A 24928-nucleotide genomic window follows, 5' to 3' on the forward strand; every position below is an offset into this window, starting at 1 on the left:
GATTTTCAGCGGAGCCAATTTGGGGACTCGAACCCCAGACCTACGCATTACGAATGCGTTGCTCTACCAGCTGAGCTAAATTGGCGATAACGGGTGCAAATGTACGACTATTTTTGTAATTTGAAAACGATAAATCAATTTTTTTCAACTCAAAACCGTACATTTTTTATACATTTGCGGCTACATTTTAATTATCAATAAGATGAAAAGAGGATTGCCGACAATTATTTTTCAATTTGCCCTATCACCTTTGCTATTTTTACTTTTAATCACGAACGTTTCGGCCCAACAGAAAGCTGTAGAGACCTCCGGAGACGTTATATATTACGCAACTCCCGTCTTCTGTTTAGCTACCACTCTATTGAAAAAAGACTACCAAGGAACCAAACAACTTATTTTCTCGGCGGTCACGGCTGTCGGAACCAGCTACATTTTAAAACATACGATCCACAAAAAACGGCCAGATGGAAGTAACCATCATGCATTCCCCTCCGGACATGCAACCGTCACCTTTCAAGGAGCTTCTTTTCTACAACGCCGATATGGTTGGAAATTCGGTATTCCGGCTTATCTCCTCTCCACTTATGTTGCTTGGGGACGGACTTATTGCGATAAACATGATTGGTGGGATATTCTTTGTGGTACTGCAATAGGCATCGGGAGTTCCTATATTTTCACCAAACCCTACGGTCGTACACGTATCACACTCACCCCTACCGTACTCCAGAAGCACCCCGGACTCTACGCTAGTATCACTTTCTAACAGACTTCTAAATATTTTGTTAAAATAGTATTTAAAGAAATCATAAACCCTTTTATTATCATGGTGCATCCATATTATATGTCTATTTTTGTTTAAATCAGAACAACAACATATAATATGCAACTTCATATCTACAAAATAGTCTTTCTTTTGTTCATGTTGACCATGCCCGTGACAATATTTGCCCAAACGCAAAAAAAAGACACGATTACAAAAGATACAGCCATAATACCTGAAAAAAAAGCAGTCAAATATACACTAAAAGGGATCGTCACAGGAGACACTGATGACGAAACTCTGCCGGGCGCACACATTTACATTGGAGAAGACAAAAAACCAACTACCGTAACCAACGCCATGGGAGAATTCACCCTAAAAGACCTTCTTCCGGGTGAACTGGTCATTACCGCTTCTTTTGTCGGGTATCAAGCGACAAGCAAAAAATATCTGGTGAAAGCAGATACAAATATCGGAATGATCAAACTCCTTCCAGAAGTTTTGGAAGAAGTTGTTATTACCGCAAAACCACCTCTAATCATCCAAAAAGGTGACACGACAGAATTCAACGCAAATGCATTGAAGGTTCCAGAGGATGCTGAATTGGAAGATTTGTTGAAAAAATTACCCGGTTTCCAAATCGTCGACGGAAAATTAATGGCGAACGGGGAAGAAGTCAAGAAAATCTATATTGATGGAACCGAATATTTCCTTAGCAACCCGATGGCCGCACTTCAAACACTTCCGGCCAGCCTCGTCAACAAGATAAAGATGTTTGACGGGAAAAGTGAAGAAGCTGATTTCTCAGGATATGACGACGGGAAAAGATTCCGTTCATTAAACATTGAAACCAAGAATCCCAACCAGTTAAAAGTGTTCGGTAAAGCCAACCTCGGATACGGCATCTCAGAAGACCTAGAAGATTCATTTAAAGACAACAACTATAATCTAGGAGCTTCAGCCAATGCCTTCAACAAAAAGCAAAAATTCTCCATTCAAGGAAGCTTACGTAACACCAATCAAGGTTCCGAGCTTCCCAACGCACAATATCACGGCAAAGGGGGAAATAACCGAGGAAAAAGTTACTCCGTGGACTTTGCTAACACATTTAAGAAAGGAACTGACATCGGAGGAAGTTACAGTGGTAGCAATAGTGAATCATATTCTGCCAACTCCAGCATTCAAGAATATTTTCCTTCTGAAAGTTACCAAAGTAACATATACAATTCTGAATCACACTCGTGGTCCGAAAGCTCAAGCCACAACGTGAATACTCGCTTCAACTACTCCATGAACAAGAAAAACAGATTCTACTTCACCCCTTCTTTTTCATTCAGTAAATCAGATAGCAGATCATTAAACATGAATAGTAACATTCAAGACAATGACACGATAAACATCACGAATAGTAAAAATCAAAGTCATAGTGAAAATCGTTCTTTCGGGGGTAACTTCTCGTGGATGCACGCTTTCCAAAAAACCGGACGAACCCTAACATTAAATGGAAACATAAACATCGGTAAAAGCAAAAATAACAATACCCAGCAAGATAGTAGTATCATAAACAAAAAAGATACATTACGGAATCTTATCAACACCTCTGAAAGCATCTCAAATTCATACACAGGTTCTATCTCCTATTCCGAACCACTGACAGAGAAGGCCCGATTATCATTTAATTACTCTTTTAGCTACAACAAGAATACTTCCGACAAAGAAAGTATGTCTTACAAAGATGCTCTATTCACGGAAGTCATTGGAATCGATACAGCTTTAACGAATAAGATTAGTACAGTTAGATCAAGTAATAACCTAGGTATTCGTTACGGGTACAATCAAGAAAAATTCTATTTCAGTGCAGGTGGATCTATCAATCTATCAAGAGAAGAAAACAAATACGAATATCTGAATGCACCAGACTCTAACGTGAGAAATAATTACCTGAATCTCTCCCCTCAAGTGAATTTCAGCTATCACTTTTCTAAAAAGTCAACCATGACTTTCTACTACAACGGAAACACGGATTCCCCCAGAGCCGAGCAACTACAAGATATTCTTGACGTGAGAGACCAATTAAATATTTCGACAGGAAATCCGAACTTGAAAAAAACATTCTCGCAATCAGCCTCCATGTCTTTTAACCGGAATATTGTCAGTGAAGAAAATTTCAGTTTCTTGAATGTCAACCTTAGCTTCCGGAATTCATTTAACAATATTGCCACTGCAACACAATTTATTTCAAAAGACACGGTTATCAACGGTTATCAGATATTACAAGGAGCACGCCTCACCCGACCTGTAAACCTAAACGGTCAATGGGGACTTTCCATGAATTCCAGTTATTCCTTTGAAATCAAATCTTTAAAATTAAGATTAAGTCCTTCGTTATCTTACAGTTATTCTAGGACTCCTTCTATCTACGATAATATAAAGAACTTGACGAACTCTCATAACGCATCATTCGGTCTTAACATCAATAGCAACATATCAGAGAATTTGGACTATAATATATCTTCCCGTACCTCTTACACCAATTCCACGAGTACGACCACTGAAGGCTCCAGTTCTTTCTCTCAATCAGTCAATGCAAGTGCCAAATGGGTATTCTGGAAAGAATTCATCCTTGCCGGTGATTATTCATATAGCTACACACTAAGTAAAAAAGGTGGAAACGTGAACCAATCCAATAGCCTCTTGAACATGGAGATCGGGAAAAAATTCCTAAAAAGAAAACAACTCCAAGTCAGATTCAAAGCAATGGATATTTTACGTCAAAGAAACCTGTTAAATTACAGTATTCAAGACCTATACACACAAACCAGTTACAGTACAAATGAGCGAAACTACTACATGCTAACGGTTTCCTATCGCTTTAACTCTATTGGTAAAAAGAAAGAAGGAAGAGGTCCGGAAGGAACACCTCCTCCCGGATTCTTCTAAAAATTTAACGAGAACCTAACTCCTGAGCTTGTTCGAGATACGCCGTATTTCGAACATCTCCTTTTTTATCAACCCCGTAAGCTACAACCTCACCAACAGAATGCCAATGCATGTATTCTGCCAAAATTCGATAGGATTCCAACATACCTTTCGCCTCTTCCTGTACATCCGTTGCCGCTGCAAGCAACAAAGCACACTCCTTACCTGCCACACTCCGTTCACTTTTCTCCAAAGCATAAGGATACAAGCGATCTATAACGCTTTTTATCTGAGTAGGCCAGCTAAAAAAGTAAAGAGGAGAAGCAAACACGATCATATCCGCTTGTTCTATCTCCGGAAAAATCTTCTCCATATCATCCGACTGCACGCAAGGTGTTCCCATTGACCAGCACATACCACAGGCAAAACACCCGTTTACCTTGTAGCCCGGAACTTTTATCACGCTCACGTCATATCCCTTAGCCCTAGCACCCGTGGCAAAAGCCTCTGCCAGCATATCACTGTTCCCGTTTGACCGGGGACTTCCCTCTAAAATCAAAATGTTTTTGCCCATAATTTATCGTTTTATGATATACAAAAATACGTATTTATTGCTTCACTAAAACCATGAAAGAAAAAAACTCCTTGACACGTGGTCAAAGAGTTTTCATATTTTAATGCACATAACGTATCTTTATCCGCTCCTGTATCTGTGTTGGAGATAAATCTGTGTCAACCTTTATCTTATAATTCCTTCCCGGAATTATATCTATATAATTATCCGAAAAGAAAGCCGATTCTCCCGGAATACAGAACATAACATTACAAGCCAGTTTATCCGAGGATACCTGAATAAATTTTTCATCATTTTCCTCCCCGGCCTGAACAGAAAAATGAGGTGTCGGTAAATCCAAATCTTTATGATACACGAAATAAATATTCTTTTCATCTAAAACCTGATCGCCTTCCTGCAAACGTACCACAAGCACCACCTCATTCTCCGAACCTCCTGCAAGCAATACCTCCCGGTTCAATTTCCACAAAACGGTTGAAGTATTTGCCGTCACATCTACTCCTTTTTCTACAGAGGAAATAGAATTTCCTTGAAAATCCAGCACCTCAACGACCAGCCTCCCCTGAATCATTTCCTGCCTATCACTCACGGCATAAATTGCCAAGGAATCCCCCTCCCATTTCGGAGCAACGATCACCTCTTTAAAACAATCCCGCATCATGTAATGCGCCGCTTTCCATTTATGATAATAATCCGTCGTCGACCAACTGGCAACAGGCCAACAATCATTGATCTGCCAAATCAGAGAGCCCATACAATAAGGCATATTCCGACGATGTGCCTCGATACCCATTTTCGTAGCCAACCCCTGTAACACGTGGGTCATGTAAATAAACTGTTCAAACTCTTCCGGAACCCAGTAATACATTTTCATATAATCCAAAATACGCCCGTTACCAATATAACTCCTTTGGTGTGATTTCATCACCTCCGATTCTATATCATAATCCTCCGGTAGTGCATACGTTTCTATCGTACTCATCTCCGGGAAGGACTGAAAACCGTATTCACTACAAAAACGGGTAGTCACCTCGTCAAAACTTTCCAACGGTCGGAAACCATGCCACACGCCCCAGTAATGCTGGTCACCCGAAGTCGTCCCGTCCAAACCATGTTGATCCGGTTCCGGTCCCGCCATCGGCGAGGAAGGCCAGTAGTCATCTCCATCCGTGTAATCCTTCACCACTTGGGGAAGTATCTCGTGAAAAACAGTATAGTAAGCCTTGAAAACCGTATCCTGTTCCTCTTTCGTGAAAGCGTTCTTCCATCCCCATCCCCCCGGCGCACCGTGTCGCCAAGCCAAAGCGTTTTCATTATTCCCACACCACAAAGCGATACTAGGATGATTCCGAATCCGAATAACATTATCAATAGCCTCCTGACGCACGTTATCCAAGAACTCTTGATTCCCGGGATACATCGCACAGGCAAACATGAAATCCTGCCACACCATGATCCCGTACTTATCACAAAATTCAAAAAATGCATCATCCTCGTATATGCCACCACCCCATATTCTGATCATATTCATGTTGGCATTCGCCGCATCTGCCACCATTTTCTCATACAAATCCGGGGTTACACGAGGCAGAAACACGTCATTCGGGATAGCGTTAGCCCCCTTGGCAAACACGGGTACTCCATTCAACTCGAAGCCGAAAGACTCTCCCCATTGATCCTTTTCTCGAACTAACCTCAACGACCGTAACCCCGTCGTTACCTTCTTTTCCGCCACAACTCCTTCCTCACTAGTCACCAGAATCGTAAAATCGTACAAGTTCTGTTCCCCTAACCCGTTACTCCACCACAAACGAGGATTCTGAATTACATAAGGAATAGATATTTTATTTTCACCTCTTCTTAACTCTTTTTGCTCCTGCAACAACATCTTCCCCTCATTCATAATCGCTATCGTGACACACTGTTGCTTGTCCGAGTTCACACAAACCTCCGCCACCAGTTGAGCCTTTTCCTTTGTTACGGAAGGCTGGCGAATAAACACATCCTCCACCTTCACGTCATTCCAAGCCTCCAGAATCACCGGACGCCAGATGCCGGAAGTCACCAAACGAGGCCCCCAATCCCAACCATAATGGTAAGGAGCCTTACGAGTGTACACGCTAACCCGGTCATTTCCCATCTCCCCCCGAACACTCTGATCATTATCCGCAGGTAGTCTCAAACCGTAACGCTCCATCTCTTCCCGTCCCTTCAAAGTCGGGGAAACAAACACGATATGCAACTCGTTACGACCAACTTTCAGTTTTCCTTCAACATCAAACCTCCATGTCCGGAACATATTATCCGTACTTCCCAACTTCTCCCCGTTCAAATAAACATTCGCATAAGTATCCAACCCCGTGAACGTGATCCGTTGATTAACCTTTTTCCCCATTTCCTCCGAAACCGTAAATTCCGTCCGGTACTCCCAATCCTTCTTATCAATCCATTGCAACTGCAATTCATTCATCCGGTAAAAAGGATCTTCAATCTTCCCGTTAGCCAACAAATCCGTGTGTACCGTACCGGGTACTGTTGCGGGCAACCACGTCCCCGAATCCCTCTGCCGGAATTGCCAACCGGAATTCAGCTCCGTACGAATCTCTTTTTCGGTTGAACACCCGATCATTCCCCAAGTGATACAACCGAAAAACAGCATCCAAACTATTTTATTCATTGGACTTTGACTCTTGTAGAATATGTTTTGCAAAATTATAACCTAAAGCCTCGTAACGTTGAGTCAACAACTTCGCCCGGTTCAAGAAATTCGAATACTCTCTCGTCTCTTGCGGAGTCCATGCCACCTCTGCCAATGCAGCCATACGCGGCAATAACATATATTGAGCATGACTAAAAGTCGTGATATACTCCGCCCACAAATTAGCTTGTACCCCGATAATCTTCTTTCCCTCCTCGGCCGTCAATCCCTCTGTCGGGTCCAAACTATATACTTTCGCAACATCCACAAAACCACCAATACTAAAAGGTTCCTTGTCAACATCCTTAGATTGATAGTAATCAAAATAAGCGTAGTCATTCGGAACCATCACCACCTCGTTCCCTCTCTTTGCACCTTTAATTCCGCCCGTCTTACCTCTCCATGACATAACAATCGCCGTTTTAGAAACATCTCCTTCCAATATTTCATCCCAACCGAGAATTCTCTTCCCCTTCTCTTTCAAATACGCCTCGATCCGGTGAACGGTATAATTTTGCAATTCACCCTCTTCCTTCATCTTTTCCTGTTTCATCCGGGCCTGACATTTCTTACACTTTTTCCAAGCATCTCTCGGACACTCGTCTCCCCCGATATGGATAATCTCTCCGGGGAACAATTCCGCTACCTCATCCAACACACCTTCCCAGAACTCAAACGTCTTCTCGTTACCGGGGCAAAATACTTCCGGGAACACTCCCCACATCTGGCATACCTCGTAAGGTCCACCCGTACAACCCAATTCCGGATAAGTAGCCAAAGCGGCAAGCGCATGCCCGGGAAGCTCTATTTCCGGAATAATCGTGATATACCGATCGGCAGCATATTGAATAACTTCTTTAATCTCTTCCTGAGTGAAAAAGTAGGGTCCGTATGGAGTTCCATCATACTTTCCCGTATTTTTACCAATCACGGTCTGTTTCCGTTGACTCCCGATTTGCGTGAGTTCCGGATATTTCTTTATCTCGATACGCCATCCCTGATCATCCGTCAAATGCCAGTGGAACACGCTCAACTTATGCAAAGCCAACATATCGATAAAAGTTTTCACTTCATCCACCGTGAAGAAATGGCGACACACATCCAGCATCGTCCCCCGATACCCTAACCGAGGCTCATCCAGAATCTTCACATTTTGAATCCTGATCTGATCCATCTTCTCCCCTTTTTCCACGCCCACGGGCATCATCTGCCGTAAACTCTGCATGGCATAGAAAACCGCCTTTGAACTTCCTCCCTTTATATTAACTGCATTCTTCTCCACCGTCAAATCATAAGCATCCGCTTTCATGGATGGGTCAACAAAAATATTTATCGCATTCTTTTTCGTTTCCCCATTCACCACGGCTAAGGCCTTCCCGAAAGATTTTTCAACCAATGTACTCATAAAAGTACAAGCCGGTTGCAAATCATCCGCACCCGTCACCACGTTAATCACTGTTTTGGGAGATAGATAAAAACCGCCATCCGCAACTGTTACCTGCTGAGGCTGAGGAATAATATTCACCTCTTGATTCGGTTCACTGGCACATCCGCCAAGCAAAATAATACACAATACTACGATTGAAACAAAACTGATTTTTTTCATAAACGCATTTTTAAACACAACAGCCAAGATAAGTTAAAATTCGTTCACACACAAATATTCATGAAAAAACTTCCTGAAGATTAATTCTGCCTCCTCGTATTACCTCAATTTAAACCCGAATTTTCATTTTTCCCAGTACAAATAAGGGTATCCGCCATTCACCCCAGTATCCATTTTCCATGGGTTTGCATCATCTTCACCAAACTTCCACCCCACATAAGTCGCCCGATTTTTCATATCTGTGGAACTTTTACCTTCTACCTTCCCCGCCACATCAAAGTACTCTTCCGAAGCCGACCGGTAAACTCCTTTATAGGGACACACGTCATTGTCATAATAACACCCAAGCATATTCAAAGCTTCATCCCACTGCAACACCATGCTATAATTCTCCAATTCATCCACGCTACCGATAACCTCTGAAACTGCATAAGAATTAATGATCTGCGAACTCGCATACACGGTCCCGAACACTCCCTGCAAAGATCCCGCAAACTTACCTATCACGTAACAGTTACGAACAGTACCCAAGCAGCCTCCTTCCACGCATTTAGCTTGGCCCTCTTCAGAACAACAACAACTATTTTCAACAACAGCATTCTCATACAACTCACGCACCAACACTACATGAGTCCCTGACTTTCCTTCAATACAACAATTCAAGACTTTACCTTTATTATCTCTGATCAACGTGGCTTTTTGTGTCGTAACTTCCAAACACACATTTTTAATCGTACCATTTTGGCCGTAATTATCAAACAAATACCAATACTTTTCCTTCACACAATCTTGTCCACCCCGAATTACGTAACCACAGCCATCATACACAGAATTACCATCCAAAGACATATTATAAGAAAGCCCAAAGTTCCAACCCATTGCCCCTTGGCCAAATGCCATCGAGTGTAAATCTATATTGCAAACCTGCTTAAAATAATACCCGTTACCTCCCACATTACTCAAACTTGCTGCGGAATGAACAAGGAAAGGATTCTCTTCCGTACCTTCTCCAACCCCGTATTCAGAATGAATCACAATAGAATCATCCAACACCCACTCCTTATTTTCCGGCAAAGATATCCGACATTTCTGCTTCAAATCTTCGGGAAAATCCACAACATGGCTCTCATATAGATAATTACCACCTATTCCACAAATCGTAAACTCTCCATCCCAAGGATACACGATTGAAATCTGAAACCTACCATCATCAAGAAACTTGTTTTCAAATTTCTCATAAGCCAAAATTCTCCCACTTTTCTCGTCTCTCAAAAAAATGTAATTGGGTAACATTCTATCATCCTTGTGTTTACGAAATGTAAGCCGGAACAAGGGTGCTTCCAAATTCGTCCCCCCCTGATCGTTCCAACCTCCCAACACAACCTCCTGCACCACCACCCGATCCATAAGTGAAATACTTGAATTTATTTTCATCAACTTATTGGTTATCAAACATTCATTCCTCGTGTACTCTATTTCATAATCCCTGCCATCTGCCCGAATGTTAAAAACTAACTCCATTTTATCCATAAAAAACAAAAACATGGGAATACTCTGGAAACATCCCTCTTCTTCCACGTAATACAACTCCACCTCTTCTTCCCGTCCCCCATCTTCCGTACACATCGAACCGAACATATCAAATACGGTCGAGGGCATTCTCAATTTTAAACTTATCTTTTCTACCCCCTGCGGACGAGTCGTGACGTAAAACTGGACTTTTGAAATCATTTCCCGTGACAACGTAACATTCAATGATGTTGTTTCTCCCTCTACCGAGAGTATTTCCTCTCCTTTCAACAACTCCGGAACTTGCCGTCCCTCTTTTAGGTTAACACGTACCTCTTCCAACAACGTCCTCCCTTCCAACAACTCCGACACCGTAAAATCCTCTTCGCTATAATTCGCAAAAACCACTACCCGATACTCTCCGTGTTCCAAAGGAATCCCCGTAAGTTCATCCTCAGAACCAAAGTCTACTACCTTTGAAAAGACATACCTGCTCAAACTATCCCGAACAACACGTTTGAAAAAATAAAATCGTATGTCCTTTAAACCTTCCCCTTCCGGTGTTGTCATCTCTTCGCCCCGGCTAAGGGATAACAACACCTCTTCCTTCACTCCCCTCATTTCATCCGTACGATCCGATACGCACGAATCCATTGTAAATAGTGCAACCAACCCTAAAACAACTCTATATATTACTTTTACCATAATTGCTATTTTTAGTCTTCTACAACAAGTTCCCCGTAAATATCACCATAACCATATCTTCCTTGCACGCTTCCCGTATTGGTTGACCCTTTTATCAATTCCCGATTCACATACCCCACAACTCCACCGACCAAACCAACTCCTACCACGTATCCAGAATTTCTACATCCGGCAATTTCTTCCGGATAACTGTCCGCATGCTTAGCAAAATATCCGACAATTCCTCCCACATACTTCACACCCGACACGCTCCCCGTATTCTCACATTCCACTACCGCACAATTTTCTTGATAACATTTCCCCATAATTCCACCAACACACGATGTACTATCCAAATGCGAAACCGTTGCAGTAGACACGATTCCTGCCTTATTACGGCAATTCTGGATAAATCCACCCAAACCGCTAATTCCTCCGACATTCTCTTTAGCAGACACCTCCCCTCTATTTTCACAATCCTCAATTAAACCTTCATAAGCATGATCCTGCAGAGGTGTTCCTTGTCCTCCTCCCGTCGTGTAATATCCCGTACTGGACAATATTCCACCAGCATTTTTTCGGGCAAAAACACTCCCTTCATTAACACACCCTACAATAGTATCTTTTCCCAATCCCACACTTACAATCCCCCCGACACTCTCCAACCCTTCACTTCCAATTGTTCCATAATTTGTACAATATAAAACCTTCCCATTTTTAGATTTCCCTACTAATCCCGCATTTCCAACAATAGTAGCATAATTAACACAACCGGAAATCACACCTCCTAAAGAATAATTCACCAAGGTTGCCATGTCAGTAATTTTACAAGATTCATCTATAATTACTTCTTTTACCTCACCCCCGTTTATCACATAATTAAAAAGAGCACGACCACTTAATCCGGTAATCCGATTTTTTCCTCCATCATAACAACCGGTAAAACCGGACACATAATCACCAAGAACATTAGAACCAGCCTCACCCATACCAATCCATCCTTCCCCATCATTATAACACTCCCCTCCGACTGCACATATTTCCGAAAAATCAATATCGCAAATCTGCTTGAAATATCGTTTTTCACCTGTGGCTATATACCGTATTGCATTAAACTTTTCCGGAGAATTCACAATATACGGATTTTCCATTGTTCCTTCACCATCCGTTTTCAAATCTGAATAATTCCAACTAAACTTTCCTACAGTAATGTATACCCACTCATCACCTCCCGGATTATACCCCGGTACACCCTTTGAGTCTATCTTAAATTCATGATCCATCGTAAATTTTTTCATCTCTCTTCCTACACTATCCATCAACACCACCTCTTTCACCCGCCAAATACCCCGCGGAAAATCTCCGAAATTATAGGGCAAATACACACTAGATTCTCCCATATCGACAGGCATACTCACACGTTTCACAACTCCCGCCGATTCCATCATAACAATCCCGCTCTTCACCTTAATCCCCGAGAGAGGTTCGTAAACATCAACAGCTAAAATTGCATCCATGTTCGAAGAATACAATCGCTTATTGACATAATAGGAATAAACGCAACCGCTTTTCACTACATCAATATGATCAGACAATCCCTGTAAATACTCTATAAAAACCTGTCCCATAAAATTACGGGACTCCTGCTCCAACTCATACCGGATCTCGTTTGGCTCGCCCGTTTCATCACCCACCACGTAAAACGTTTGCAAATACGCCGTTGATGTCCCCGACGTCTTCTTTGCCATATTCACATGATACAATGTTCTTCCCTCCACCGGTTTGCCATTCAAATAAACACCCTTACCTCCCCACAATTTTCCACTAAAATTCAAGAATTTGGCGTCTACCTCAAAATTCAATTTCGCCACGACCGGTTTCAATTCGATTCTCTCCCGCACTCCCTCTGCCGAATGGAACGGGACACTGACCCCGTAATAAAACGGTTTATTCAACGCCACGCAAGTATCCTTAACCGAAAACAACACCGTGTGATCAAAATCCACCGTATCCCCTCGTTGCAAATTTACTTGATACCGACCACGCCCATCCGGCTCTTCAGCCGTAATCAACAAACGATATTCATCCCCCGTTTCTAAAATCAACTCCGAATCATTCAAATCCTTTACCGAAGAAAACGACTCCACCGCCTTGATCACATTCCCCTGCATAATATACATCTTTATATACATCTCTTCATTTTCCGAAACCACACTACCCGAACGACTCAAATACACCAACCCGTTCATTTTATCCACCGGTTCCTGCTCAAGCAAATCATCGTGACACCCGCCGAATAACCAGAAGCCACAAAACAATACACCCAACCAAAATATTCTTGTAACCATATCAATTCATTTTAGACAACGACACCCTATTCTTTTCTCCCGACAACAACGAACAATCACAGCCGAACGCCACGTACTGCCCGTCCACCACAAACCTCAACTCCGTCAATTTCACCCTCCCCGTCAACGATGTCCACACGTACAACTCCGTCGAATAAATCGTCCGGCCCCCCTCCAAACGACCCTTCACCTTCAATCCGGAAATCTCATATCTCGATCCCCCGACATTAATATACCCCCTACCATTCGCCTGTTCCTCAATTATTTCATTTGTCTCGAACTCAACAATATATTTTACGTTACTAGCTTCCATCAAAATCTCGTCATTCGTCCACGAATCTTCCACTTCCGGCCAAATCACTACCTCGTTATTCGCTCCCTGGGTCACCGTCACGTTCCGACTCAATTCTCCGGCCCGAATCGTCACCGTTGCACTCCGACTCTCTCCCTGCATATTCTCCGACACACTCACGATCACCAAAGAATCCCTCTTACTCAATGCACACCAATTCCCCCCGCTCACGCTAGCACTCCACACCTTCTCGTTCGTGTACACATACACGTCCTCGGATGCAGCCGACTTACCAAAAGTCAGCATTTCCACGCTCAAATTCAGGTAAGGAACCGCCCCGGCTTGGGTCACACTCACTCGTTCCGTCAAGTTCCCCGCTCTCAACAAAAGCACGGCCACACGCTCCCGAATTTCGATATTCGTATCTACAACTACCCGCAAAACTCCTTCCGTCAAAGAAGCATAACACCACTCACTACCCGACTCCACGTTCACCAACAACTCTCCGGCATTTGTTGTCACTGGACTAGTCAACACACCACCCCACTCTCCTATCTTCAAAGCCGTTCCTTCACCAATCTCTATATAAGGTACCACTCCGTTCTGTTTCACCTCCAAACGTTTGGAGATTCTCCCGGCTATTGCTACAATTTCCGCTTTCCGAGATTCAATCGACACATTTTCCGTCACGACAACTTTCACAGCATCACCCTCTTTCACAAGCTGACACCAATTTTCCCCAGAAACCACCCGTACATCCCACTCATTCAGATTTGTTGACACATATAAATGCTGAGTTCCCCCCTTAGCCGAAAAATCAGTCAACTCCCCGGGGATCAATTCAAACTTCTCACCCTCTTGCACAATTGTAATCGTCTCTTCCGTATCGAACAACTTGTTACGCACAGTTATCCGCACTTCCCGATCCTCCGCCGTACCGTTTGCACGCACCATAAGATCTATATTCTTCACCCCACTTGTCACTCCACTCTGATTAACTACCCACGCTTTTGCGCTCTCCGGAAGTACAAACTCATAATCCGCATCCCCCCGCAAAGAAAGCCGAATTGTAGTATCCTGCAATCCAACATGATAATTCAACGGGGATAACACCACGGTCTTACTTACCTCCCGCACTACCGGCTGAAACACCCTCACCGTATCCACGCTTCCACCGGAAGCCACCCATATCTGTCCTTCCCGATTTTCCCTCGTATCATTAGGCAGAATATTAAATTTCAACCTCTCAGTACCTAACGAGCGTCCTAGTGCAACCTCCTGCCGAATCCACGACTCGTAAGCCCGAGGGATCGTCACGTCATAACTAATACCCTCTTTTACATCAATATTTAAACTTGCTCCGTCAACCGGAACAATCTGCTCCACAGCCGAAGCCACAATCGCCGCTTCTCTCAACTGCACCACGGTCAGCAACTCCATCGCCGCCCCGTCTGTCTCCTTAATGATAATAGCCCCCGAACGATTCTCTCTTCCGGTATTGGCCTGTATCATAAAATTCAACTTATCCGTCTCCAACGCACGGCTCTCCGTACGGGTTATCCACGACCTCATACATTCTGGAATAATAACCTCATACGCCACACTACGTTGTAACTCAACCACCAACGCCGTCGCTCCCGGTTCGACCACATACTCCTCCTGCACTAATATCAACATATGCACCTTTGATTGAGTAACAAATACAGTGTCAGACAAATCACTACCCTTATCTTTAAACACGATCTCTCCCGAACGATCGTCATATCCCTTATTAGCCGCTATTTGAAAAATAAACTTCTCCTCCGTTAATGCTCTTCCTCTAACCACCTGCTTAATCCACTCCGCATACTCCGGTTTAATGATGATCTCATACTCCAAATTACTTTTTAGCTCTACCTCTATCTCCTCCCCCTCGGCCTCAACCGCATAATGCGATTCCGTCACGATCAGCGCATCCTTCTTCTTTTGTGTAACCGTCACTTTCTTCGTCACCCCCTGGGCCTGAAAAGTCAAAACAACTTTTCGTTCCTCGTAAGTCGGATTAGGCTTAACCGTAATCGTCACCTCTGCATCCCCCTCACCACTCTCCGGCACCACTTCACACCAATCCGTCATACCCGACACCTGCCACTTTGCATTCGAAGTCACCCGAACTTGTTTGCTCCCTCCGTTCGCCAACTCTCCATAACTCGTTTCCCCGACTTCAAACTTAACCTCAAAACCGGGAGCATCCGGATCCTCCGGATCAACCTTATCTCCACCCCCACATCCGCTCACCACAATCAACACTCCCCACAGGTACACAACCTGCTTTAATAACCTGTTCATTGTCAACAACATTTATTTATTATTATCATTAACCTCATTCACCACGCAACCAACCATCAATTAATAGTATCGAAAAAGGAAAAATATGACATAAAAAACAATACTATTTTTTCATCCACGTAATAAACCACTCAGATGTATATATTTTAAAAAGTAGTTACAAATTTATACTTTCCCCCACACGGTAATCAATAATCTTTTTGATAAAACAAAAAACTACTTTTTTATAGTATCACACGATATTCGAACCATCACGGTGATAATTTTTTAGACAGTTGTTTCTCATACAAACGGATAATCGTTCGTAATTTATATTTTTTGGACATATTCTCCGACTTTAATTAGAAACTTGGTACTAGCTAAATCATCTTATTTAAATTCCACGAACAAACAACTTTTATTCTCCGGTTAGCGGGAGCAACTTAATACATTTTGACGTGGTCAATTTAAACAGATTTAAAAGAGTCGGTGTTACCGTTTTTTTCCTCTATAATCAACTTCATACTAAAATTTTAATATTTCATTTCTCATCTTGCAATTTCTGCAGCACACGCTTTAACTCCGTTTTTAATCGTTTTAACTCAGCCACCATCTCCCGATCCAACTCAACAACTCTTTTTCTCAATGCCACACCTTTCAAAGCCGATTCGCGCTCTCGTACAAGCTTCTCCAGCGGTACTTTGCGGGCGTAATGCTCCACGGCGATTGTCACCAATTCCTTGTTCATCGACTGCAGATAACTTCGTAGGTAATGGCTTTCATCATAAAGAACCACAGACAGTAACTCCGAAACCTCGCGATCATTATTCAAATCAATCAATATATTTCCCATATACCACCATTTATAATATATAGTACAGGAAAACAGGAAACGTGACAAAAAAAACTCTTTTAATTAAAAATAATGGAAATAAAAACATTCGGTTAACTATTTTTACATACTTTTGTCCACAAAAGAACGAAAACCAATCATGAGAGAAGGAAAAGAAGTCATCATACAGGAATTTCTTGTTAAAGACAATGAAAACTACAAACTGAAACCTTTGGGATTCATTCGGGATCTCGAAGAAGAGACGTTCTTTTTGCAACAACTTGCCAAACAACACCCTTTCACCACCTTCTCCAAGTGGAAACAACAACTCATGACCCACTATTACATAGAACGTCAGTTTTCTCATTTCGTCAGGACAAATATCAACACGCCCCAATTCATTGAAACCATTCACGAAAAAGCATGCTACATGGTGGAAGCAAAATACAGGGAAAAACGGGATATCCCAGAAGTCGACATATACTTGAATCCCGACAAGGGAACTATTGCCTATATCATGCCGCATGACCTTTTTCTCAATTATTATCACCGTTATTTCACCCCGGAAATCACGTTAAATACCCCGACGGAACTCTATCACTACTGTTTGCAGATCACGAACACCATTTTTCCCCTCTCTTGCCAAGAAATACTAGAACTTGCGAACAACTCCACACCCTCGATCTGTGATAAAATTTCCCGGTGGTTAAAAAAAATGATTCGCCAAGATTGCCCCGATCGGGATGACATTCACCACGAGGTATACATTGCTTTCATCGAGGCTATCCGGAAAAAGCAATTCGCCAAACCGGACAATCCCCATTCCGTACGAAATTACGCAATTGGAATTATAAAAAACAAATATCTTGATGCCCAGTCTCAACGCCGAAAAATCGTACTTGAAAATGAACTGACCGACATACAGCTATCTAATCATGATTCACCGGAAACAGACGAACAATTGATGAGAAATGAGAAAATCTTGAATCTCTTACAAAATCCCGCTCATCCTTTACGAAAGGAATTATTCCTCGACATAGAAGAAAAAATAGAGTTGCTAACTCTTCATTTCCTTGAGGGCTTATCCTACGAAGAAATTGCCCTCCGGAAATACGGGCAACTTTCCCCGGAAAAATTAAAAAAAGTAACGAACAAATTTCGTCAAGACATTTGCCGGGTAAAAGCACCCTTGCGTTCGCGTCTTGAAAAAATTATTCCAATATTGTAATACAATGGAAGAGAAAAAGTGTACATATACCACCGCACAGATCGGACAATACATGATGAATAAAATGTCCCCCGAGGAAGAAACGCTCCTTCAGGAACACCTTTACTTGTGTCCCGAATGTAGCCGAAAACTGCAAGAAATGAGACGACTGGCAGAGACACTGGCCGACCGACAAGTGAAAATGGTCGACAAGAAAAAACTCCGCCAACGGAATTTCGTAAAAATACTCGTTTCCATCATTCTCTTTTTCTCCGGGAGTTACGGCATCTATTGGTGGCAATCCCACTCCATGGAAGAAAAAATCATCCCACCCGCATCACCCGATATTTTTCACCACACGGACACACTCAAAACTCCGGACACGCTTAAAATCACGAGAGAAACCGTGAAGTAAACCTTCATCTCTCGCATCTGATTTCCCCCCCCAACCGAAAAACAGGATTACCACCCGGACAATCTGTTGTCGAATCTTAATACCGGCACATACAGCAACGAAATATCAGTATTCATTCCGATTTACTACTTGAAAAAGCGATCAAAATGTTAATTTATTGCCATCAAAAAGCGAGCCGCTCCCATTCCGCTCCCATTCTCATCCTATCCCTCTCCTAAAATAATTAAAAAATATAGGATTTAATTTGTAATAACAAATAAATAGATATACCTTTGATTCATATTTAAACACTACTATATAGTTATATTTTCAATTAACAATGCTTTAATACCACCTTAAAAAGGACACAAATGGCAACAGTAAACAATCCCTCTCTTCAAGGTTTCTCTGGAAAAATCGACGGACACGTGGCTTACACTGTGGGTAAGAAAACTTACCTGCGCAAGCTTGCCATAAGCATTAGTAACCCCCGCACCGAGAAACAAACGGCACAACGAGTCAAGCTTACTGCCGCACAAACCATGTACAGGGCCATCCGGGGAAGCCTCCTCGAAAAAGTCCACGCCATCGCAGCAAAAGAAGAAGAACGAAGGTCCGGCTACCACGGGTTTCTACACGCCAACATGAACATATTCGGCCAGAACAATTACATCGATTACCCACGGCTGGTCATGTCCGCCGGCAGCCTGCAATTACCCTTCAGCATGAAAGCCACAAGGTGTACCCCCGAGGAGTTGGAACTGGCGTGGCTCGACAACTCGTCAACCGTCACAGCTCACCCCTCTGACCAACTACTCGTTGCCGCCATTTTCGACAACGAACCCTACCAACCCGAGATGCTGGAAACGAACGTTTTTTGCCGGCAAAACGGTCAAGCCTCCGTTCTCTTGCCGGAAGGAGAATGGGGAACTGCCCATTTATACTGCTTTTTCTCTGCAGAAAACAGAGAACGTTTTTCTCCGTGCATGTACTTCACCGTTTCAAAACTTTAATACCAATTTATCATGGCTATTTTCAATCCAACCATATACAAGGACATCTCTGGTTCAGTGGGGAACGTGACTTCCTACAAGGTAGGTAAAACCCAGATCGTCCGAGCAAAAACGGGATTCGTGAAAGATGCGAAAACCCCGAAACAATTGCAACAACGCGCCCGATTAAGCCTGATCACGAAATTGCGCCGCAGTTTTATCACGATTCTAAAAACAGGCTACTGCACCCCGTCCGGCAAAACATGCATCAACTGTTTCACCCGGGACAACATCGGCAAGGTGAACGCAGAGGACTGGGATCATCCCACCCTAGATTTGCTGACCCTTTCGCTATCCGGTGGCAACCTGCGACTTCCCCTGATGGAGGTGGATGTGAACGTGGAAAAACGATTAGTCACATTCCGGTGGAAAAAACAACCGCTGATGCCTTTCATGGCAAAGAGCGATCAGTTGGTGGGAGCGGTATACGAGCGGATAGAGCAAAAAAGTCGTCTTGTAGAACTAGGCACCCGGAGAGAAAGCGGAGAAAAGACATGGACACCACCCACGGACTGGGACATGAACCAACTAACCGTGTACGGCTTCGCTGTCAGCGAGAACGGACAGGACGCATCGGGTACACTCGGGCTTATTGAAACAGAAAAGACGGATACCTCGGTCTCTGATACGGAGAATATCTAAACAATAGGAGGAATGAGGGTAAAAATACTTACGGTGATAGTTTTGTTTTTAATGCCTATGGTTTCTCGGGCACAAGAGGAAGAATTCGAACAATTCGTGGATAACATTTTACACGAAATACAAAACACAGACTCTACGTTTCACCGTAACTTCCATCTCTTTAGAGATAGTATCGCAAAAGAATTTTCGAATTTCAGGGATAGTGTGAATCGGGAATTTGCCAAGTTTTTGGAACAATCCTGGGAAACGTTTCCCATCATCCCTCCCACCACTCCCATTCGCTATAACCAAGTTCTCTCCTCCCGCAACCAAACCATCTCAAAAATATATTCCCATGAAACAGACGAGAAAAATTTTTTTGGCATAGAAATCGACATCCATTTTCCTGAGAATATACCAACAGAAACCACAGAAATATCAGAAAAATCCGTCGGGCAGATTTGGCTCGCCTTAGGGGACTCGGATTTTTCAACCTGCTTGGCTGAATGTTTGTTGCTATCATCCCACTTGAACTTAAACACGTGGGGATATTATCAATTAATCAGCCACATAACCCGTCAGCAACCCGTTTCGCCCGATATACGCATTATCATGCAATGTTTTCTCATGAACCATCGGGGATATAAATGCCGAATGGGAATTATCAATGATCGAGAACTCGTGCTACTACTCCCTTTTAACACAAAAGTCTACAGTTTCTATCACATTCTCATTAACGACATTCCCTATTACATCCCGGAAAAGAAAGAATTTGCAGTAAATAAGCTAAAAACATATTCCCGGGAAATCAAATTTGCCACACAGACCCCAGATCTATTCCTACACTCCCCGCTGAAATTAGGGCAAAACAAGTTTAGTCGTAAAGAATTTATATTCAATAAGAAAAAAATCATTCTCCCGGTAAACGAACATCTCATCGACTTTTACGCAACTTATCCCACTTGCGACCTCCGCGTGTACGCTTCCGCCCCCATAGACACAACCTTGCTGGTCCCCTTACGGGAAGTGTTGCGTAAAGACTTTTCCGGGTATACCCACACCTGTGAAATATTACGTTTCATGCACGCCTGTTTCAAACATCAATCGGATTCCATCGTATGGGGACAGGAACGCTATTTTTTCGCAGAAGAATCCCTATACTATCCTTACCTGGATTGCGAAGACAGTGCTATTCTGTTCCGCCATCTCGTCAATCGCCTGACAAGGCTGGAAGCAATTCTGGTCGTTTATCCCGAACACGTTGCCGCAGCGGTAGACCTTCCCTATCGGGGAATGGAAAAATGCGTGACACATCACGATAAAAAATACATGATCTGCGAACCCTCGTACATCGGAGCCCTACCGGGGGAACAAATACCCCGTATGGAAGAAACAAGGGAATTATTCTGCTACTAGTTCACTGTCCACGTCCTCTTCCGGAAAATATTGCCAGATATGCCGCCCACAAAGGACATATCCTCCTTCTACCACGGAATATCCCTCAGATCTGACATCCACCACACCCCCCTCTTCTATAGGGCAATCAGCAACACGAATCCATTTATTCATTTCCGGTTCATAATAAAAAGTAAGTGGTACCCCCTGTAAATCAAACGATTCATAAGGATACATACCTCCAAATAAATAAAATCGATTATCAATTTCTGTAACGAAAGGCGTCCACATAAAACTTTCAATAGGAAAATTAGGTAACCTATCCCAAGCATAATAACGAAAAGGGAAACGGGCAAAATTGGATCCACTCCCCACGTACAACACATTATCTATAATAAACAAATACTGTCCCCCGTTAAACAACTGATTATAACCGAAAGGAATAATTGCGTTATCACTCACGTCAAATCTTCGTAAGGCTGAACCTATTGATTTATAATAGATATACCCCTCATAAAACACTCCGGAATAAACTTCATCTTCTGCCAAAACATTCAATAATTTCTCCCAAGTATGCTTTTCAACATCATATTTCCACAATTTCGAGTAACCGACAGTCCTTTGTGAACAATAAAAACAATTCCCCGCAGTGACAATCAAAGGAAAGAACACCTGCCCCGGCATCTCTTCACGACGTAACCATTCTCCGGTATCAAGATTGTATTCCCATAAAGCATGGCTCCCAAACAGGAATAAACTCCCGTTACAAGCAGCTAATGTTCCGACCCCCACCACCCGATCGGGCAAGGAAACAATCTTTTTCCAAGGCTGTTTTCCCAACTGGCCTAATGGCCGGGTCTTAAACTTATAGGTTTCCCCATAAGCAATACCTCCAGCATTCTCTATAAAAGCACGGACATAATAGGTGGTCGAAGGTCGTAGATCATGCAAATATATCTGTTGATATTCTGTGATTTTACCCGTTACAAAACTTCCCGTTTCCCCGAGACTATCCAAACGTACCCGAGGAGAATCGCCCCAACATATTCCCATTCGCTTAATATTCGTGGCACTCTTCTCCCGAATCATATACCCCGTCCTAGCCGAACAATCGGAAACTTCACAAACCGGAGAAGTTGAAATTTTCCCAACACTGGCAACCTTCGTTTGGACACTTTTCATCTCACTATAATATATCTTTCCTTCTTTTTTCGCAAAAGAACGACAGTAATAGGTCTGCCCATACTCAAAATCATACAAAAAAGTACTAAGATTATTTTCCGAACGAATCGCACAAATCGAAGGATAGTGACCGTTTAATCTAACGTAAGGATCAGTTCCCCAAACAAGTCCCACGGAATCAGGCTCTCCTTCCGTGTATTCATGCATAAAAATGTGTTGATACGTCTGGACTGAAATAAATGATAGCATTCGTACACTCCCATCAGATGAAGGAGTATTGAATACAAACTCCGGAGAAACACCGGTAAATTCCGCATTTTGCACGATCGCTTGGCAATAATAAGATATGTTAGGAATTAAATTTAACAACCTTACACCATAGGTTGTATCGTTTGCCAAGGTCAACACGATTGTATCTCGATACTCTTCTCTTAAAAGACTATCCATACTGTAAACAAACAAAGCTTTCACTATTTTCCGTTCTCCTGTCGACTTTAAACATACCCGGAGATACGCATCATTAGGTAAACAGGTATCCATTTCTATTTCCGAAACAGGAACTCCTGCCTGAGGTGAATAGGAACCACTTCCCAACGGAGAATTACTTTCCCGCACACAAGCTTCCAAAACGAAAAACAGACAAATCGAAAAAAACAACACCTTCATATTATCTCCAATTAATCAACCGTTATTAATTGACAATCTATATCTTCTTCCGGGAAATATTGCCAAATACATTCCTCACACACCACATAGCCATCGTCTATTATCGCATCGCCACCAGAATACATATTAATAAAACCGACATTTTCTACAGGGCAATCCGCCTTACGCTGCCAGTTATCTCCGACCGCATCATAACGCAATAAGATCGGCAAATATCCTTGCGCACTTGTTCGATAAGCAAACATACCTCCACAACGATACAAATAACCGTCTTTCTGAAAAAGATAGGGAAGACTTCCCGCATAAGGCGCATCCGTACGTGATCTCCAAGCCCCACTCGAAAGAGAACATTGAAGTATGCCATTACCTCGTCCCACGTAAATACTAGAATCTACCGAAAATATGTAATAAGGCCACGGGAACACGTGACTCGACCCCAATATCCCATATTTTCCTTGCTGCACGTCATACGCTATCAAACCCGGCCCCGATTCCAGTATGTAATATATTTTCCCGGCACACAACACCCCTCCTCGAAAATCACAGGAATCTAACGAATCAATTAATGATATCCATTCGTCCTTTGTAATATTATAACAGGCCAAACCATAATTATTCTCTTGGGAATTATAATTACAATAAAGGACACTATCCACGGAAGTCAATGCCAATCGTTCATGCTTAAGTTCTGGTAGATCCGCACATTTTTTCCAAGAGAGCGTAGATAAATTGTATTTCCACAATTTTCGCCAGGAATCCGCTAAAAAAAGGTTTTCACCGGCTCGTACCAATATTGCATTTTCCGAAACATATTCTGGCAATCCCGTTACTTTCTTCCAAGGTTCATTCACTTTCTCTCCGGGAGCTTTTGTTGTAAAGGAATACTCTTCTCCATACGCAATTCCACTAGCATTTTCCACAAACGCTCGAAGATAATAAGTCGTGCGGGGAAGTAAACCGGTCAATTCAATTTGATTATAATCCATAATGGTTTCCTCAATCACCCGATCGCTCTCCTCTCCGCGTTCTACTGTCGGATGTAATGAAGTCCCAAGACAAAAGCCCAAACGCTTTATCTTCGAAGAGTTCCTACCCAATAATAACATGAAACCGGTCTTTGCCGAGGATGAAGAAACATTCGTAACGGGAGATGTACTGATTTCCGCCAGAACCATCTTTGCCGTTTTGGCACTAAGCACAGAACTATAATATAATTCTTCTCCTTTAAAGACAAAAAAACGACAATAATAAGTTGTATTCAATTTATAATCCGTGATGTAAATTCCATACTGATGATTTTCTTGAAATTTCTCTATTTTCTCCGAATAGGAAGAATTTCTTCGCAAATAAGGATCTTTTCCGTAAACAAAGCCGATAGAATCAAAACTACCATCTACTTGCGCATAAAAATCAACGTAATCATAAGCCTGAAATTTCGCCCCTGTATAAAATTTAATCTCTGAATTTGCATTATCTTTTGTGGTAAACACAAACTTCTCCGAACAAGACTCCCATTCCTCATTTTTCACCAAAACACGACAATGATAATCCTCTCCCGGTATCAATCCCGCCAGTTTGGCTATATACACCGAATCTCCTTGCAACGTCATAGGTATGGAGTCTCTATATTCGAGTCGTACCAAGGAATCCAAACTATAATAACAAACTCCTCCCACCACCTTCCGTCCTCCAGCAGATTTTAAATTCACCCGAACGGTTGCCCCGTAACAAGTTATCGAATCAATTGCAGAAAGTGCAATCTCGGGACGATAAGCTTCTTCAGCAAAAGAATTCTCTCCAACAGGGATTCCGGTCTCCCGCACACAAGCCGTCAATATACCCAAAAACCACAACAATATTGTAATCTTTTTTTTCATAACCA

16 protein-coding genes and 1 tRNA gene are annotated in these 24928 nt (G+C 42.6%); 7 read left to right on the plus strand and 10 right to left on the minus strand.

Annotated elements, in window-relative coordinates:
- Positions 1 to 12 precede the first annotated feature (12 nt).
- Positions 13 to 85 (minus strand) — tRNA-Thr (locus tag QVC79_RS03815).
- Between the two features lie 117 nt (positions 86 to 202).
- Between QVC79_RS03815 and QVC79_RS03820 the strand changes: the two genes are divergently transcribed.
- Together QVC79_RS03820 and QVC79_RS03825 are read left to right on the plus strand one after the other, a co-directional pair.
- Positions 203 to 763 (plus strand): phosphatase PAP2 family protein, encoded by a 561-nt coding sequence (locus tag QVC79_RS03820; RefSeq protein WP_270593667.1) that lies wholly within the window; start codon positions 203 to 205, stop codon positions 761 to 763.
- A gap of 117 nt (positions 764 to 880) precedes the next feature.
- Positions 881 to 3700: an outer membrane beta-barrel protein gene (locus QVC79_RS03825; RefSeq protein ID WP_270593665.1), complete on the plus strand. Its 2820-nt coding sequence runs from the start codon at positions 881 to 883 to the stop codon at positions 3698 to 3700.
- 4 nt (positions 3701 to 3704) lie between these two features.
- Here QVC79_RS03825 and QVC79_RS03830 read toward each other — a convergent pair whose 3' ends face one another.
- The 7 genes from QVC79_RS03830 to QVC79_RS03860 form a co-directional block, all read right to left on the minus strand.
- A complete protein-coding gene (locus QVC79_RS03830) occupies positions 3705 to 4253 on the minus strand; it encodes a flavodoxin family protein (RefSeq protein WP_151411452.1) in 549 nt (182 codons plus the stop codon).
- A 100-nt stretch (positions 4254 to 4353) separates the two neighbouring features.
- Entirely contained in the window at positions 4354 to 6930 is a 2577-nt protein-coding gene (locus QVC79_RS03835) for a beta-mannosidase (protein ID WP_270593663.1), read from the minus strand.
- Positions 6923 to 8557, minus strand: coding sequence for a beta-N-acetylhexosaminidase (locus QVC79_RS03840; protein ID WP_270593661.1), 1635 nt, complete (start codon positions 8555 to 8557; stop codon positions 6923 to 6925). The genes QVC79_RS03835 and QVC79_RS03840 overlap by 8 nt, the downstream gene beginning before the upstream one ends.
- Positions 8558 to 8680: 123 nt before the next feature.
- Positions 8681 to 10771, minus strand: a complete 2091-nt coding sequence (locus QVC79_RS03845) for a hypothetical protein (RefSeq protein WP_270542527.1) — start codon at positions 10769 to 10771, stop codon at positions 8681 to 8683.
- A gap of 11 nt (positions 10772 to 10782) precedes the next feature.
- Positions 10783 to 13098: a hypothetical protein gene (locus tag QVC79_RS03850; protein ID WP_270593660.1), complete on the minus strand. Its 2316-nt coding sequence runs from the start codon at positions 13096 to 13098 to the stop codon at positions 10783 to 10785.
- A gap of 1 nt (position 13099) precedes the next feature.
- Positions 13100 to 15718 carry a BACON domain-containing protein gene (locus QVC79_RS03855; protein WP_270593659.1) on the minus strand — a complete coding sequence of 873 codons (2619 nt, stop codon included), beginning with the start codon at positions 15716 to 15718 and terminating at the stop codon, positions 13100 to 13102.
- A 520-nt stretch (positions 15719 to 16238) separates the two neighbouring features.
- Positions 16239 to 16598 (minus strand): hypothetical protein, encoded by a 360-nt coding sequence (locus tag QVC79_RS03860; RefSeq protein ID WP_270593657.1) that lies wholly within the window; start codon positions 16596 to 16598, stop codon positions 16239 to 16241.
- Positions 16599 to 16689: 91 nt separating this feature from the next.
- Here QVC79_RS03860 and QVC79_RS03865 point away from each other — a divergent pair, with 91 nt between their 5' ends.
- The 5 genes from QVC79_RS03865 to QVC79_RS03885 all read left to right on the plus strand — a co-directional run bounded on the left by QVC79_RS03865 (position 16690) and on the right by QVC79_RS03885 (position 21219).
- Positions 16690 to 17757: an RNA polymerase sigma factor gene (locus QVC79_RS03865; RefSeq protein WP_270593655.1), complete on the plus strand. Its 1068-nt coding sequence runs from the start codon at positions 16690 to 16692 to the stop codon at positions 17755 to 17757.
- A gap of 4 nt (positions 17758 to 17761) precedes the next feature.
- A complete protein-coding gene (locus tag QVC79_RS03870; RefSeq protein WP_270593653.1) occupies positions 17762 to 18151 on the plus strand; it encodes an anti-sigma factor family protein in 390 nt (129 codons plus the stop codon).
- Positions 18152 to 18501: 350 nt separating this feature from the next.
- The gene (locus QVC79_RS03875; protein ID WP_270593652.1) at positions 18502 to 19143 is read left to right on the plus strand and encodes a DUF6266 family protein; all 642 of its coding nucleotides are present in this window, start codon (positions 18502 to 18504) and stop codon (positions 19141 to 19143) included.
- A gap of 12 nt (positions 19144 to 19155) precedes the next feature.
- Positions 19156 to 19824, plus strand: a complete 669-nt coding sequence (locus QVC79_RS03880; RefSeq protein ID WP_270593650.1) for a DUF6266 family protein — start codon at positions 19156 to 19158, stop codon at positions 19822 to 19824.
- 33 nt (positions 19825 to 19857) lie between these two features.
- Positions 19858 to 21219, plus strand: a complete 1362-nt coding sequence (locus QVC79_RS03885; RefSeq protein ID WP_270593648.1) for a hypothetical protein — start codon at positions 19858 to 19860, stop codon at positions 21217 to 21219.
- On the opposite strand, the gene QVC79_RS03890 is transcribed toward QVC79_RS03885, so the two are convergent.
- On the minus strand, positions 21205 to 23046 hold the full coding sequence (locus QVC79_RS03890; RefSeq protein WP_270593646.1) for a Kelch repeat-containing protein: 1842 nt from the start codon (positions 23044 to 23046) through the stop codon (positions 21205 to 21207). The two genes, QVC79_RS03885 and QVC79_RS03890, sit on opposite strands and share 15 nt — an antisense overlap.
- A gap of 11 nt (positions 23047 to 23057) precedes the next feature.
- Complete coding sequence (locus QVC79_RS03895) at positions 23058 to 24923, minus strand: Kelch repeat-containing protein (RefSeq protein ID WP_270593645.1); 1866 nt, start codon at positions 24921 to 24923, stop codon at positions 23058 to 23060.
- Positions 24924 to 24928 lie beyond the last annotated feature (5 nt).

The sequence above is a fragment of the Butyricimonas sp. genome (genome assembly GCF_019423355.1).
GTDB classification, from domain to species: Bacteria; Bacteroidota; Bacteroidia; order Bacteroidales; family Marinifilaceae; genus Butyricimonas; species Butyricimonas faecihominis.